Below are 14485 nucleotides of genomic sequence, written 5' to 3' on the forward strand. Positions count from 1 at the left end.
CGTCGGAGCGCTCGACGCTGGCCTGGAATGGCTCCGTGGTCAGGAGGTCCACGGACGCCAGCGGAGCGTACTGGGTGGAAAGCGGCTTCATGGCTGCCCGGACGACGATCGCCTCCCCGTTGGTCACCCCCCCCTCCAGACCCCCGGCCCGGTTGGTCCTCCGGTGAAAGCGCTCCCCGTCATGGAATATCTCGTCGTGGGCCTCCGATCCGAACCGCCGGACCACGTCGAATCCCTCTCCGATTTCGACCGCCTTGATGGCCTGGATGCTCATGAGGGCCTGGGCCAGCCGACCGTCGAGGCGGAGGTCCCACTGGGCAAAGGATCCCAGCCCGGGTGGCACCCCCTCCACCCGCACCTCGAAGAGTCCCCCCAGCGTCGTCCGCCGCTTCTTGGCCTCGTCGATCTTGGCCACCATGCCCTCCGTCGCGGCCGCGTCCACGCACCGGACGGCGGAGGCTTCGGCCAGCCCCCGGAGCTCGACCACCGACAGGGACGGGATCTCCGCCCGGACCCCCCCGATCTCCAGGACGTGGCTCATGAGGGTGACGCCGAACTCCCGGAGCAGGCGCTTGCAAACGGCCCCCACCGCCACCCGGGCCACCGTCTCGCGGGCGCTGGCCCGCTCGAGGACGTTCCGGATGTCCAGCTGTCCGTACTTGAGGGCCCCGGGCAGATCCGCGTGCCCGGGCCGGGGACGGGTCACGGGAGGCCGGGCGTCCCGTCCCGTCGCCTCGGCCTCCACGCCCATCGTGTCCCGCCAGTTTTCGAAGTCGCGGTTCACGATGGTCAAGGCGATCGGGGAACCAAGAGTGAGGCCGTGACGAACGCCCGCCGAGAGGATGACCCTATCCTGCTCGATCTTCATCCGCCCCCCCCGGCCGTACCCCTGCTGCCGGCGGGCAAGCTCGTCGTCAATCTCTTTCGCGTCGAGGGGGAGCCGGGCCGGGATGCCCTCCAGGACCGCGGTGAGGGCGGGTCCGTGGGACTCTCCGGCGGTCAGGTAACGCAGCATGATCAGGACTTCTTCCGGGGCTTGGGCACGAGCGGGGACCGCGCCACCAGGTAGTTCACCAGGTTCCGGACAAACTGAGCGCCTTCGCCCCACCCTCCCCGGATCTCAGCGGCGAGGTCGAAGGCGACCCCTACCACAGCGCCCGATCCCAGGCCGGCCTCCGCAATCAGGGGGGAGCTGAACTTCGCCCCGCCGGTGGTCGCCCCGCCCTGATACTGGGCCAGCTCCGATGCCCCGGAGCGGGGATTCATGTCATTGAAGGCCCCGATGGTCGGGAAGCTGACGCCGGCGAAGATAGGGTGGCCCGACTGCAGCAGCAGAACAGGCTTGAACGGGTTGGCCCGCCAGTCGGCCCCCCCCCGGAGGGAAAAGGGCAGGAGGGGGGCGATCGGCTCGTAGCCGCCGCTGCCGAAGGCCCCGGTCCCGCCGGTTACGAGGAGGGAGCCCCCCTTGCTGACGAAGTCGGGAAGCCCTTCGCGGACGGCCGCCGGGACGGCTGCCAGGGGCACGTTGGCCAGAACCACCAGGCTGTATTCGTCCAGGGCAAACTCCCCCGGATCGGTCCTGAGGACAGCCCCGGCTTCCGCGACAACCTCCTCACGCAGGAAGGAGGTGTCCCCCAGGGCCAGGGCCAGCTTGGGCAGGTGCTCCGCGGCCGGGGCGGGGGACGCCACGGCCAGGACCATCAGGGCAAGGCAAAGTCGACGCATGCGCGTTCCGCCTCCTCTCGGGCGGGGAGATTGTACTCGATGCGCGATGGCTCGCGGAAGCAAAAACGCACCCCGGAGGGTGCGTTTCCGTGCTCGGCGTAGGCCCGAGTTACCGCCGCGCCTGCCGGACCTCCTCCACCAGCGTGGGCGTGATGAAGATGAGGAGCTCCGTCCGCTCCGGATCGATGTTCTCGGTTCGGGTCTTGAAGAGCCAGCCCAGGACGGGGATGTTGCCGAGCCAGGGCACCTTCCTTTCGCGGTTGGTCTCCAGGGTCTGCACCAGGCCGCCGATGACGGCCGTGCTCCCATCGGCGACCAGGAGGCGGGTCGTGGCCTTCCGCTGGTTCAGGGGGAAGGCGAACCCGCCCGAGAAGTCGATCCGCGTGCCCTGGACCGTATTCTCCGCCTCGATCTTCATGGAGACATGCTTATCGGCGGTTACGTGAGGGGTCACCTTCAGGCGGAGGAAGGCGTCCTGGAAGGCGATGACCGTCCGGCCGCTGCTGTCCACGGTCGTGAACGGCACCTGCGTCCCGACGCGGATTTCGGCCTCCTCGTTGTCCAGGGTGGTGATCCGCGGGGTGGAGAGGGTCCGGGACTTCCCCTGGGTCTCGAAGAGGCTCAGCCGGGCCCCGAGGACCAACCGGCCGTCTACCCGACCGACGGTAACCCCGAAGGTGCCCGCGGTGTTCGTGGTTGGCAGGTTGATGGCGTGCGGGATGTCCTGCCCGGCGAGAAAACCGGTTTGTCCCGCGACCGAGGAAAGGCTAGGGACCAGCGTGCTGGCAGCCCCGAAGATGTCGGAGATCCCGATCGCGCTCCCCCCACCGCTCGGGGTGCCCGGGTTATAGCGGCCGCCCCACTCGATCCCCAACTCGCGGGAGTGGTCGGCGGCGATCTCCACGAGGCGGGCCTCGATCATGACCTGGGGGGTGGGGATATCGAGCCGGGCCACCAGCTCCCGCATCTTCTGGATGGTCTCTTCGGTGTCCTCGATGATGAGGGTGGCGGTCCGCTCGTCCACCGAAATGCTGCCCCGGCCCGGCGTCTTGATCTTATCCAGGGCCTTCACGATCTCGGGCGGCTTCGCGTAGTTGACGCTCAGGATCGCGGTCTTCAACGGGGCGGCCCGCTTCACGTCCTGGACCGCCAGGGCGGCCTTCGCCCGGGAGGCGGCGTCCGCCTCGAGCTTCGCCCGGGACGCGACCCGGATGATGTTCTCGTCCCGGACATAGTCGAAGTTGTTGATCCGGAGGATGGTGTCCAGGGCCTTCTCCCAGTCCACGTCCACGAGGCGGACCGTGACCTTCCCCTTCACCTCGTCCCCGGCCACGATGTTCTGGCCGCTCACCTCGGCGATGATCCGGAGGAGGTTGTTGATGTCCGCATCCTTGAAGTCCATGGAGAGGCGGCCGGGCCGCGGCGCGGCAGCCGGGCGGGCCGCCGCCACCGGCGGTGCGGGAGGCGCGGCCGGGGCCGCCGCGGGGGCCTCAGGCGCTCCGGGGACCGCCGGAGCCGGCGGCGAAACGGCCGGGGCCGGCGGGACCGGCCGGGGGGCCTCCGCCATCACAGGGGGAGCCGGGGCGGGCCGCGTGGGGGGGGCTGCCACCGCCGGCTCGCTCAACTCGAGCGTGATGCCGGTGGGCGACTGGATCGCCTCGTACCGGACCCGGTGTTTCAAGTCCGCCACCACGCGGACCACCTTCTCCGGTTGCGTGCGGAACTGGGCGGCGCGCACGCGCTCGACCGGCCCGGGCAGCTGCGCCACCTCGAGGCTTCGGCTCACGCCCGGGCCGATGGTGGCCTCGGCCACGTCCACGACCAGCTTCGGGGGATCCTTGAGCTCGGTCAGGTTGAAGGAGACCCGGCCCTCCGTCTGGATCTGGATCCGCGACCTGGCATCTGCCGGCTTGAAGGTTACCCCCGTGACCTTCCCCTCTCCCTCCGGGAGGACGGGCGGGGCCGGCGCGGAAGGCTCGGCGGGGGCCGCGACCGCAGGGATCGGCGCCTCGGGGGCACCCGCCTTGGCAATCGCATCCCCGATCAGAACATGGAACTGCGCGTTTTTGGCCTGCACCTGGTAGGGGAGGTTGGCGCCGAGGTCCAGGACGAGGCGCGTCGTCTTGACGGGCTTCACCTTGTACTGCGAGGAGCGGAGGCGCTTGATCGGCCCCGTCTTCGGTGCCGTCACGGGGCGCTTGACCGCGTACGTCGCTTCGGGAAGGTCGATGACCAGGCGGGGCGGCTCGGGCAGGGAGAACGATTCGTAGGCGCCAAACGGGCCGTCGGCCGTGAGAACCACGACCGCCCCGGTGGGCTCCACATCTCGAATCTCAATGCCGGTGACCGTGATCGGACCCGCCGGCTTGGCCGGTTCCGGGACCGTTTTCGCCGCCTCCTCCGCCTCGCGCATGGCCTTCTCGGCCGCCGCCCGCTCCTCCTCTGTCGGGACCGGGACCGCACCGGGTGCCGGCGGCTCGAGGGCTGGTGCTTCCGGGGAGGGGGCCGCGGCCACGGCAGCCGGCTCCTCGGCCTTCGGCTCGCTCACCGCTGCGGGCCCGGCGCAGGCGGCCAGCAGCGCCAGCCCCAGGACGACCGGGGTCAGGCGCCCTGCCACCTTCGCTGAGCGGGTGGCACTCATTGCTTCTCCTCCTTCTTCATCTCCAGCGTGATGGTCCGGGTCTGCAAGCGGCCCGAGAAGTCCTTGGCCCGGACCTCGATCACCACCCCCTCGGGGGTGATCTGTCGGACCTTGCCCGTCTTGCCCAGGGGGTCATTCACGCGGAGGATGTGACCAAGCCCGTCGGCCGTTTCCACCAGAGCAAAATAGGCTTGCCGCCCCCACACGATCCCCGCCACCTTGAGGCTGCTGTAGTCGATCCCCTCTGCTCCCTCCTCCACCAGCCGGGCATCCAGAATGTTCCGGAACGGGTCCCGCCGTCCCTCCGACCGGTAAGTGAACCGGGGCTCTACGGCGGTTGCCGGCGCGGGGGCGGCCGGAGGCGGGGCCGTAGCCGGCCGAGGGGGAGGTGGCGGCGGAGGCGGGGCATCTCGCGAGCAGGCGATCGTGACGAGAAGGAGGCCCCCCACCAGTGCGGTGTGCACAGCGGCGGCCATTCCCGGCACGCCCTTGCCCCCCGCCCGGCGCTCCCCTGCTCCCACGATTAGCTCCCCGTTGCGACGAAAGTGAAGGTGGTGGCGCTGAAGTCCGCGATGATGCTCTGGTCGGGGGCGCGCGGCCGCCCGCCCGGCCCCGTGGCCGGTGCCGGCGCCACGTTCAGCGCGCCGATGTTCACGATCCGTTCCATTTTGCCGATCCGGTCGAGGAACGCCCCCAGGGCGTGAAAGCTCCCCTCCACCCGGACCTGAATGGGGACCTCGGCGTAGAAGTCCTTCTTCACCGTGGGCTGGGGCCGGAAGAGGGTAAAGACGAGCCCCGCCTCCTCGCCCAGGCTGTTGACCTGGGTGAGGAGGGTGGGAATCTCCTTTTCCTCCGGGAGCCGCGCGACCGACGCCTTCAGCCGCTCCTGAAGCTGCTTGATCTCCGCCTCGAGCCGGGGGAGGTTGGCGGCGATCCGCTTCTTCTGGTCGAGCTGGAACACCAGCCCATCCAGCTGCTTCTGGAGCTGATCGTTCTTGTCCCAGGCCGGCTTGAAGAGGAGCCCCCACCACCCGTAGAGGAGGCCGGCAGCCAGCAGGCCGCCGAGGATGTACTGCTGGCGCTTTGGGATGTTGGCGAAGAGGCCCTTGATGTCCATGGCGCCCCCTCAGGCCTTGAGTCTCAGGGCGAGCTCGAACCGCTTCACCGGGATCTTCTGAACCTCGGACCGCTCGGAGAAGGAGAGTTCGACCTCGCTGAAGAGCCCCGCGTCCCGCTGCAGCCGGGTCATGTACTCGGCGATGGCAAAGTCGGTGAACGCGTAGCCCTGCAGCATGACCCGCCCCGCGCTCTCCCGGAGCCCGGTGAGCCACACCTCGGTTGGGAGCTGGCGGCTGATCTGATCCATCAGCCGCACCGGGCCGGTCTGGGACGCGATGAGCCGGTCGATGATCTTGATCTTCTCCTCCAGGCGCTTCTTGTCCGCCTCGAACTGGGCGACCTTCTTGGCCACCTCCTCGTAGCGCTTGAGCTCGTTCTGGGTGACCTTGATCTGCTCCTCAATCTTCCACGAGGCACTCAGCATGTACCACCAGGCGTAGAGCAGGACCAGCACTACCGCTGCCGCCCCGACCCCGGCCAACTGGACCTGACGGTTGACGGCGGCCTTCTTCCGGGAAACATGGGGGAGGAGGTTGATCTTGATCATTTGTCACCGACCTGCCGCAGGGCCAGCCCCACGGCCACCCCGAGCTGGGGCCCCACGAACTCGAGGTACTCGGGATCGAACTTCTTGGGATCCGTCTTGATCGCCCGGAGCGGGTTGACCACCTCGACCGGCACCTCCAGGTGTTGGCCCAGGAAGCTCACCAGCCCCGGGAGCCGCGCTCCCCCCCCGCTCAGGACCACCTTGTGGATGGTATCGCTCTGGGAGGAGGAGCGAAAGAAGTCCATGGAGCGGCGGATCTCGCCGGCCAGCTCCGTGTTGACCATGTCGACCGCCGGCTGGGCCTCGGAGAGGGTCCGGCCCTCCACCGGGGTCCCCATTTTCAGCTTCTCGGCGTGCTCGAAGGAGAGGCCGAGCATCTTTTGGATGGATTCGGTGTACCGGTTTCCACCGATGGCCGAGTCCCGGGTGAACTCGGTCACCCCTTGCTGGAGGATGTTGATGTTCATCACCGTGGCGCCCAGGTTGACGAGGGCGACGATCTGGTCCCGGGGGAGGTCCCCGGAGATCTCGTAGGCATTCTCCAGCGCGAAGGCGTCCACGTCCACCACCTGGCCGTTCAGGCCGGCCGAGGAGATGACCGTCAGGTAATCGTTGATGACGTCCTTCTTCACCGCGACCAGCAGGACGTCCATCTCCGCCGACCCACCCCGCGGTTCCAGGATCTGGAAGTCCAGGTTTACGTCCTCGATGGCAAAGGGGATGTACTGCTCCGCTTCCCACTGGATGGACTCGGCCAGCTCCTCCTCCTTCATCTGCTGCATTTTGATCTTTTTGACGATGACCGAGTGGCCGGAGACCGCCACGGCCACGTCCTTGGTCTTGATGCCGTGCTCCTGGTAGATCTGCTGGATCGCCGAGATGACGCTCCCGCCGTCCATGATGACCCCGTCCACGATCGTCTCGGGGTTCAGCGGCGCCATGCCCAGGTGCATCAGCTCATAGCCCTTCCCCGCCTGGCGTAACTGCACCGCCTTGACCGAGGAGGCCCCGATATCCAGCCCCACCAGGTCCTTCTTCCGGGCCAAGAATGAAAACATCTTTAAAACCCTCTAGATATCTGCGGTTCTGAGAAACGAGGTGAAGCCAGTTTGGCTAATACTTTTAAAACAAAGGCTTGTCAAGGGAAAAATGCGCCCAATTCCCCTGCGATTCCCGCGAGACTGCTCTTGCAACTGCATCTGGACGTGCTGGCAAATTTTGCCACCAGGCTTTGTGGTCCCGACGTTTCGTGCGATCAAACACGGCCGCCCCTCCCGGCTGGAGGGGCGGCACACCGTCAATTGTTCCGCGATCAGTTCACCTTGACCTCGTGCCAGGTGTTGCTGGCCCGCTGCACGGGCGGGACGCTCAGGATCCCGTTTCGCAGGCCCCAATCGTACCAGACCTCGGGGTCACCGGAGGTGCCATAGCCGCGGAGGGCGACGAAGGCTCCGTATGTCTTCACGTTCCCCCCGCCCTCGACTGTCCCGGCCGAGTAGAACGCGCCCTTGATGTGGACGTCGATGGTCCGGGACTGGCGCAGCGCTGGATCCTCGGACTGGCTCGGGTCGCCCAGGGTGGGGTCCCACGGCGGCGTCATGGCAGCCGTGCTGGTCCCGGACCCGAGACCCGAGAAGTCGAGGTTGCCGCCGACGTACGAGCTCACGCCCGTGTACCAGCTCCCGCTGACATCGAAGTTGGCCAGGTTGGAGCCGTCGGGTGCCGGGGGGGCCCCGTTCGTGGTATCGATGAACATGAACCCGGACTGGCCCGCCAGGGCGGCCTTGAAGTCGGTCCAGACCCCGCCGGTCTTCGGGCCCTTGATCTTGCCCGCGTTCCCCCCGGTCCCGGACTCGTAGTACCAGCCCTTCTCCTGGGAGAGCTTCTTCAGGCTCGCGTAGTCCCATGTGGCAACCGTGTCAATCGTCACGTTGCTGTCCATCGGGACGAGGTTATCCCCCCAGTAGGTTGCGCTCTGGCCGTAGGCATCCTTCAGGTCGGCCTGAGTGGTGAACCCGTCAATGGTCCCGGCCGTCTTCAGGGTAAACCAGTGATCCCAGGTGCTGTAGCCGCCCGGGGGCCCGACGTGGTAGCCCACGTTCCCCCCCCCGAAGCTGTCCCCGTCAATGGCTCCCGTCAGCGCAGGCTGCTGGTAGGCGGTTTTCCCGGGGTTCGCCAGCGTGACGTTCCCGACGGACCGGACACCTCCCCAGTGGACCCGGAAGTTCCCGTTCCACCCGGCGGTCCCGCCGGAGCCGATGCTGTTGGCCAGGCCCGGCGCCCCGATGGGGATCAGCTCCATCTCGACGGTCCGGCTTACGCCGCTCCGGGACTCCCCGGTGACCCGGACCGTTGCCGCCGAGTTCTCGCTCAAGGAGCGGTAGACCACGATCCGGCGGACGCGGCCGCCCGTGGCCGCTTGGAGGGTGCTGAAGGCGCTGTCCAGGGTCGTCTGGTGGGCCGACCAGAGGCTGCCGTCCAGGATCAGATCCGGCTGGCTCCCGGCTGCCCCAGGGGTCAGGCCAGGCGTGTAGGTCCCGTTGAACTGGAACGGGGGGGTCCCGTAGCTCCCACTCACGAGCTTCCCGACGAGGGAGGGGATGTCCTTCTGGGCATCCCAGGCCCGCTTCTCGAAGAAGCGCTGACCGGCCACGGTGGTCATCAGGTAGGAGGTTTGCCCGTTCCCCTCGACGTACGAGGTCTCGGTGCCGTTGCCGTCCTTGGTGGTCCGGGTGTACCGGTGGAAGGAGAAGCCAGGATTTCCCCCCGCCGCGTTTACCTGGTCGACATACACCTGCGGATTCCCCATCCAGAAGATCACCTGGTCCACCCCGGCCTCGGCCATCTCCAGGGCGACCCCCGCCTCCGCCTGGTTCGTGGAGATCTGGCTCTCGGTCAGGGAGAACATCAGGAAGGTCGTCCCGGCCAACGAGAGGAAGATCATGATGAGGAGGGCCACGAGGAGCGCGATGCCGCGGCGGTCGCCGAGCAGCCGCCCCCGATGTCCCCCGATCCCGATCCGTGCACCCATGAGAAACCGCCTCCTTCTCCGCTAGACCCCCAGGTTCCGGGGGCTAATATCCATGGTCAATTCGTAGGTGGGGATGTTCTTGTCGGGATCCCCCTTGATCAGGAGCCGGACCTTGATGCGCCGCACCGCATCCCGGCCGGCCCAGGCGGCGATGATGCTGGGGAAGTTGGTCCATTGGAGCGGGGCGCCGTCCAGGCCGTCCAGGAGGGGGTTCGCCCCCGGGACCAGTTCCGTCCCATCCTTGTTGAAGAATTGGAATGCCAGCTGCTGCACATTCGTCGCCATCTGCTCCTCGGGCTGCAGGGCCAGCAGGAGATCATCGTACCGGCGCCGGTACAGGGTGCAGACCTTTCCGGCCGGGCACGCCCCCCCTACCCTGACGTCGTCGTTGTCTTTCACATAGTAGGCCACGTAGATGCGCGTCGTGTTTGTCCCCTCGATGTCCCCGTAGATCTTCAGGGCGCTCGCCTGGGCTTCCTGAATCGGGTGGGGGATCCCGCCGGGGCAGCTCGGGTTGCACCAGTACCCGGCCATCCGGATCTCCCGGACCATCAGGTCCATGGCCGCCCGGGTGGTCTGGTGGAGCTCAGCCCGGGTCTCGCCGCGGGCGTAGGTGGTGTGGCTGGTCGTATAGACCAGGTACACGGCACCGAGGATCACGAGGAAGACCGCCGCACTGATGAGCAGCTCGATGAGGGTGAAGCCGCGCCGGCTCCCCGACGGGCCGCTCGCCTGCGCTCGGTTCGGAAACACCGGCTTCATTCCGAGATCCTCGTTCCCATCGTTACCGTCTTGGTCCCCCGGATGCCCTGGCTGAACTGCACCGACACGATGACGGTGGCGATCCTGGAATTGGGGGTATAGCTGGGCGTGAACAGGGTCACCTGGACCGTTCCCACGCCCGCTCGCACGCGGCTTTGAACGGCGGTCTTCCACTCGGTCAGGTTGGCATCCGCCAGGGCCGAGCCGGTGCTGAAGCTCGCGGCCGTTGTCGAGCACCCGCCCGCCCCGCAGCTCCCGAAATTGTCCACGTCGTCCCACCGGGCGTTCTTGATCTTCTCGAGCATGTCCTGGGCCAGGATGGCCGCCTCCGTCTGCTCCCCGCCGGCGTCCACGTTGGAGTAGCCCACGGGAAACATGCTACTGACGAAGAGGATGCCCACGGCGAGCAACGCCGCCGCCACCAGGACCTCGATGAGGGTGAAGCCGCCGTGGTCGCGGCGGCCGCTCAGCAGTTGGTGCATTTCACATACCCCGGTCGGTACGGCTGCAGGGTGCGGGACTCGCCCGTTCCCCGCTGGATGGTGATCGCGCTCAGCGCCGACGTGACGCTTCCGGCCTCGTCAAAGATGACTTCGAAGGTGGCCGCCCCTCCCGGGTTGACCCGGATCGCCGCATAGTCGCCCGGGAGGTTGACCCAGAGTCCAGCCTCCTGGGTGGCGGTCTTGAAGGGCCCGTCCGTCGAGGGGGCGGGAAAGGCGGTGGTGCCGGTCCGCCCCTCGATCCGGTACTGGTTTGGTCGGGTGCCACTCGTGTCCCCGTAGCCGAAGATGCGGTACTGCCATCGAAAGGAGACTGCTCTAGATCTCGCATCCCGCGTGTCCGACATCAGGCGCCGCACGGCCCCATTCAGGCGGTGGTTCTCCATCGTGGTGCCGATGAGGGGAAGGGCCACGGCGATCAAGACGAGAGCGACCGCGACTGTGATCGCGAGCTCGATGACGGTGTACCCGGTTGGCTTTCGCTGCCCCACTGCCCGTCCCCTTGGGCTGGCTTCGGGAAGGCCCAAACCGCCCAAAAACTGCCCGGTTTAACGAGGCTTGAATCTGCGGGGCCTGGAGGTGCAAGGCGGGTGCCAAGGGGGGAGGGCTGGGGACCCGGGAAGCCTTCACGGGGAGAAGGGTTGATGGGACGGGAGGTCTGCGCCCCGCCCCCGTCCCGGTCTCGGGGCTGCAGCGGTCATTCTGGGATGAAGTTACATTCCGTAACGGTGCCGGAGTCCCAGTCCCCGCGGGGGCTCTTACTGCTCGCGCATCTCCCGCCAGCTGAAGCCGGTCAGGACCCAGCGGGCGCTGCTCCCCGGCATCCCCGGCGGCACGTTCGCCACGAGAGCAGGGACCTGGTACAGGTCCGGCACCTGGTCCAGCCGGAGGTCGCCGACGGCAACCACCGCTCCCCCGATCTTCACCTGTCTGCGGACGCGGATCTGGCCGCCAGCGAAGAAAGCCCCCAGCAGCTGGGAGCCGGGGCTCCCGTCGAAGGTGATGTCGGTCCGGGTGATCAGCCCCAGGGAGTGGGGATTCGGGTAGCTGCCGGAGGCGTAGAGGGCGCCCCCGCCTTCCTCCCCCTCCAGTCGGAGGTCTCCATTGATGACGAGGGTCCCCCGGTTGCTGTACTGCAGGGCCCCGCCCAGCCTCATCCTGAGGCAACCGTCCACGAACGCCAGGACCCCCTCACCACGCGGCCCGCCCCCCTCGAAGGTGAGCTGCCCGGCGGTCCGATCGTAGATCAGCCTGTTGCCCGGATCCCCCAGGCTGAAGGAAGGGGTCGAACGGCTGATCCGGAAGCAGCCTCCCTCCTTGTCGATTCCGAGGGTCCCCGCAGTCGCATCGTTCAGGACAGCCTGCCCCGCATCCTCGCGGTAGAGGACCATGGCCCGCTCGCCCTCGGTCGCACCCGCCGCGTCCCGCACCCGGGTGGTCCCCTCCCGGGCGTCCAGGCGGGTGTGGTAGTCGAGGAGGCTCGGCGGGGGTACGTCGGGGACCCTGGTCCCCACCCGGTCGGCGTGAATCGCCCCCGCCGGGGCCGTGGTTCCTCCGCCGACGTACAGCCCCTGCATCGTCTGCTTCGCGCTGTCGGCGGCGTTTTCCGGGAGGCCGATGGAAGAGGCCCCCGAGAGGGAGAGATCCCCCTGGACCCGGACCACCCCCTGGAGGCTCCCATCGGCCAGGGGAGGGAGCTTCGCCACGATGAGGGGGTCGGGGGCGGCTCCCCCCGTGCCGTCGCTATAGTTATTGTACGCGTGCGTCCCGTCCCCGAGATCCGCCCGTCCCCGGAAGTATGCCGATCCCCGGATGGTGAAGCTCCCGCTCACCGGACTCCCGCCGTTGAGAGGCCCGCCGCTGTAGGCGGCGGTGTTCCAGGGGCTGAGGTTGGCCGCCTGGAGCTCCGCCCGCAGGGCGAGCCGCGCCCCTCCGGCCGCCGTCCGCCCCGTGGCCCGGAGATAGATCCGGGTGGGAAGCCCGGCCTCGTTCAGCAGGTCCACGGTGTAGAAGCCGATGGGCCCCTGGCCCGGGCTCCCGATGGCGGTCCCCGTGTACGGGACCCTGACCCACGGCTGGGTGAACCAGTCCAGCTTGCCGTCCCGGGTCCGCGTGGGATCCAGGTACCGGGGCGGGGCCGGTGCGGCCGCTCCCCCCTGCGTCAGGTCCAGCGCAATGGCCGGCTGCGCGACGAAGCGGCCCGTGCGTTCGTCCCACGTGAGGCGCGGGGGGCCGTTCAAGGTTCGGCTTGCGGCCTGCGAGGGATCGGCGTTGTAGATCCAGGAGGGGGTGGCGCCGCCCGTCTGCTTGAGGTTGAGGTCGTAGAGGAGATCCCGGATGGCCTGGGTGAGTCCCGCCTCCGCCACGAAGAACGCCTGGTCCGCCTGCCGCTCGTTCGTGGCGATCTGGACCTCGGTGGCGGAGAGGCTGAGAAAGGCGACCCCCAGGAGGAGCAGGAGCCCCATGACCAGGAGGGCGACGACCAGGGCGACCCCCGCCCGACCGACCGGGCGGCCGCGCGCGGGGCGGGGAGGGGGAGGGGACGTCATGGCAGCGGGTTGCGGAGCAGGGCCTCGGAGGTGAGGGAAAATGCCTGCGTCTTCCCCTGCACGTCCCGGCTCGCGGTGAGCTCGATCCGGACACGGCGGACGGCGTCTCGCTGGGCCGGGGTGAGGGTGTAGGTGGCGCCGGGCGGATCCGGGATCCTCTGGCCGGCGGCGTCCAGGAAGGTGAACCGGAGGATGGTGATTCCCGTCGCCAGGGGCTGCGGATTCAGGACGGCCCCCGGCTTGATCTTCTGCAGCACCCCGTCCCGGAGCCGAAAGCCGAGCCGCTCCGTCCCCGCGTCATCCAGGAGACCGTCGCCGTCGTCATCCAGCGTGAAGCGGATCTCGGCCTCGGTGGCGCACCCCACGGAGCCCCCGGGGCATGACCCCCCCGTTCCCGGGTTCGCGGCGTCCCGAAACCCGAAGCGCCCCGTCACCCGGGGATCGTAGCCCAGATCGCGCAGAGTCCGCAGCATCTCGTCCATCGCGATCCGGGCGCTCTGCTGCAGGTCGCTGCGGGCCTCCCCCTTGAGGAAGGTCTCCTGGTTGGCCAGGTACATGGTGTAGATCGCCCCCAGGACCACCGCCACGATCGCGGTCGCCAGCAGGGTCTCGAGCAGCGTGAAGCCCCGCGGGGGGCGGGGCCTACTCGGCAACATAGGTCGTCAGGACTGCCTGCTGGCCGCCCACCGCTCCCTCCCGGTACTCCACCGTAACCGTCACGCTGGCGATTCGCCCGTAGGGGGTCCCGTTCGGGCCCGCCCCGGCCGGTACAACGGTCACGGCCACGCGCCCGCGACCGTTCGGGAGGGCCAGGACGTTCTGCCGCCACCGGTCCAGCCGCCGGGATGAGGAGGGGCCGCTGTGCTCGGGAGTATTGAGCGCCGCCCACTCCGCGGTCCCGGGCACTGCCGTGTCCAGACCCTCGTACCGGACGACCGCGTCGAAGGTCGACTCGGCCCGGATCATCTCCGCCATCTGCCGGGAGAGCGCCGTGGCGGCCGTGAGTTGCCCCCCCTTGGTGACATTGGTGTAGGCGCTGGGGAACATCCCGGCGATGGCCAGGATGGCCACCGTGAGGATGACGATGGCGATCAGGAGCTCGAGCAGGGTCACGCCGCGCGCGCTGCCGCTTCGCATCAGCAGGTCCCCCGGCAGACGGTGACTCGGCCCACCACGTTCACCACCACGCGGTACTCCCCGCTGGCGTTCGCCAGGACGATGGTCCCGGGGTCGGCGGCTCCCTTCACCGTGAAGGTGACGGCGGCCGCACTCGCCGGCGCGAGCGTCACGCCGGGTGGGAGCCGCAACCGGGGACCGTCTTCGCGCCAGTCGCCGGCGAGGACCCCTCCCTCCTCCCGCTGCAGGATGTAGGTGTTCGGGTCCAGGGGGGCCCCCAAGGGGGTCGCCAGCAGCCGGGTGCGCTGCTGCGCCGTCACCGCCCGCTGCCGGGCGAGCCGGAGGTTCCCCGCCAACTCCCAGGCGGCCGTCCGGACCCGGTACGCCTCGAGGGTCCGCAGGATGAACGGGGTGGCGATCCCCGCCAGAATGAGGAGCAGGACCACCGCGATGAGAATCTCCATCGCCGTGATGCCCGGGGGAAACGGCCGGCCC

At 68.6% G+C, this 14485-nt stretch carries 15 protein-coding genes; all 15 read right to left on the reverse strand.

The window, feature by feature from the left end:
- A partial coding sequence (gene aroC / locus VGT06_13275; protein HEV8664092.1) for a chorismate synthase occupies positions 1-1015 on the reverse strand: 1015 nt, incomplete at its 3' end.
- Positions 1016-1017: 2 nt separating this feature from the next.
- The gene (locus VGT06_13280) at positions 1018-1725 is read right to left on the reverse strand and encodes a hypothetical protein (protein HEV8664093.1); all 708 of its coding nucleotides are present in this window, start codon (positions 1723-1725) and stop codon (positions 1018-1020) included.
- 109 nt (positions 1726-1834) lie between these two features.
- On the reverse strand, positions 1835-4366 hold the full coding sequence (pilQ, locus tag VGT06_13285) for a type IV pilus secretin PilQ (GenBank protein HEV8664094.1): 2532 nt from the start codon (positions 4364-4366) through the stop codon (positions 1835-1837).
- Complete coding sequence (locus VGT06_13290; GenBank protein HEV8664095.1) at positions 4363-4626, reverse strand: pilus assembly protein PilP; 264 nt, start codon at positions 4624-4626, stop codon at positions 4363-4365. The genes pilQ and VGT06_13290 overlap by 4 nt, the downstream gene beginning before the upstream one ends.
- 263 nt (positions 4627-4889) lie before the next feature.
- Positions 4890-5483, reverse strand: a complete 594-nt coding sequence (locus VGT06_13295) for a type 4a pilus biogenesis protein PilO (protein ID HEV8664096.1) — start codon at positions 5481-5483, stop codon at positions 4890-4892.
- Positions 5484-5492: 9 nt separating this feature from the next.
- On the reverse strand, positions 5493-6032 hold the full coding sequence (locus VGT06_13300) for a PilN domain-containing protein (protein ID HEV8664097.1): 540 nt from the start codon (positions 6030-6032) through the stop codon (positions 5493-5495).
- Positions 6029-7078: a type IV pilus assembly protein PilM gene (gene pilM / locus VGT06_13305; protein HEV8664098.1), complete on the reverse strand. Its 1050-nt coding sequence runs from the start codon at positions 7076-7078 to the stop codon at positions 6029-6031. Before pilM ends, VGT06_13300 begins: the two co-directional genes overlap by 4 nt.
- Before the next feature lie 266 nt (positions 7079-7344).
- The gene (locus VGT06_13310) at positions 7345-9063 is read right to left on the reverse strand and encodes a pilus assembly PilX N-terminal domain-containing protein (GenBank protein ID HEV8664099.1); all 1719 of its coding nucleotides are present in this window, start codon (positions 9061-9063) and stop codon (positions 7345-7347) included.
- 21 nt (positions 9064-9084) lie between these two features.
- Positions 9085-9825 carry a prepilin-type N-terminal cleavage/methylation domain-containing protein gene (locus VGT06_13315; protein HEV8664100.1) on the reverse strand — a complete coding sequence of 247 codons (741 nt, stop codon included), beginning with the start codon at positions 9823-9825 and terminating at the stop codon, positions 9085-9087.
- Positions 9822-10307, reverse strand: coding sequence for a prepilin-type N-terminal cleavage/methylation domain-containing protein (locus VGT06_13320; GenBank protein HEV8664101.1), 486 nt, complete (start codon positions 10305-10307; stop codon positions 9822-9824). The genes VGT06_13315 and VGT06_13320 overlap by 4 nt, the downstream gene beginning before the upstream one ends.
- Positions 10292-10816 carry a hypothetical protein gene (locus VGT06_13325; protein ID HEV8664102.1) on the reverse strand — a complete coding sequence of 175 codons (525 nt, stop codon included), beginning with the start codon at positions 10814-10816 and terminating at the stop codon, positions 10292-10294. The genes VGT06_13320 and VGT06_13325 overlap by 16 nt, the downstream gene beginning before the upstream one ends.
- 267 nt (positions 10817-11083) lie before the next feature.
- Entirely contained in the window at positions 11084-12874 is a 1791-nt protein-coding gene (locus VGT06_13330) for a PilX N-terminal domain-containing pilus assembly protein (GenBank protein HEV8664103.1), read from the reverse strand.
- Positions 12871-13530: a prepilin-type N-terminal cleavage/methylation domain-containing protein gene (locus VGT06_13335; GenBank protein ID HEV8664104.1), complete on the reverse strand. Its 660-nt coding sequence runs from the start codon at positions 13528-13530 to the stop codon at positions 12871-12873. The genes VGT06_13330 and VGT06_13335 overlap by 4 nt, the downstream gene beginning before the upstream one ends.
- Entirely contained in the window at positions 13517-14011 is a 495-nt protein-coding gene (locus tag VGT06_13340; GenBank protein HEV8664105.1) for a prepilin-type N-terminal cleavage/methylation domain-containing protein, read from the reverse strand. The genes VGT06_13335 and VGT06_13340 overlap by 14 nt, the downstream gene beginning before the upstream one ends.
- Positions 14011-14485 (reverse strand): GspH/FimT family pseudopilin (locus VGT06_13345; protein HEV8664106.1); only part of this gene is annotated, 475 nt, incomplete at its 5' end. The genes VGT06_13340 and VGT06_13345, both read right to left, overlap by 1 nt.

The organism is Candidatus Methylomirabilis sp., from assembly GCA_036000645.1.
Taxonomy (GTDB): Bacteria; Methylomirabilota; Methylomirabilia; order Methylomirabilales; family JACPAU01; genus JACPAU01.

Excerpts from the sequence above, each read along its gene's own strand:
- VGT06_13280 (HEV8664093.1), bottom strand. The coding sequence starts at position 1,725 with ATGCGTCGACTTTGCCTTGCCCTGATGGTCCTGGCCGTGGCGTCCCCC.
- pilQ (HEV8664094.1), bottom strand. The coding sequence starts at position 4,366 with ATGAGTGCCACCCGCTCAGCGAAGGTGGCAGGGCGCCTGACCCCGGTC.
- VGT06_13295 (HEV8664096.1), bottom strand. The coding sequence starts at position 5,483 with ATGGACATCAAGGGCCTCTTCGCCAACATCCCAAAGCGCCAGCAGTAC.
- VGT06_13300 (HEV8664097.1), bottom strand. The coding sequence starts at position 6,032 with ATGATCAAGATCAACCTCCTCCCCCATGTTTCCCGGAAGAAGGCCGCC.
- VGT06_13310 (HEV8664099.1), bottom strand. The coding sequence starts at position 9,063 with ATGGGTGCACGGATCGGGATCGGGGGACATCGGGGGCGGCTGCTCGGC.
- VGT06_13315 (HEV8664100.1), bottom strand. The coding sequence starts at position 9,825 with ATGAAGCCGGTGTTTCCGAACCGAGCGCAGGCGAGCGGCCCGTCGGGG.
- VGT06_13320 (HEV8664101.1), bottom strand. The coding sequence starts at position 10,307 with ATGCACCAACTGCTGAGCGGCCGCCGCGACCACGGCGGCTTCACCCTC.
- VGT06_13330 (HEV8664103.1), bottom strand. The coding sequence starts at position 12,874 with ATGACGTCCCCTCCCCCTCCCCGCCCCGCGCGCGGCCGCCCGGTCGGT.
- VGT06_13335 (HEV8664104.1), bottom strand. The coding sequence starts at position 13,530 with ATGTTGCCGAGTAGGCCCCGCCCCCCGCGGGGCTTCACGCTGCTCGAG.
- VGT06_13340 (HEV8664105.1), bottom strand. The coding sequence starts at position 14,011 with ATGCGAAGCGGCAGCGCGCGCGGCGTGACCCTGCTCGAGCTCCTGATC.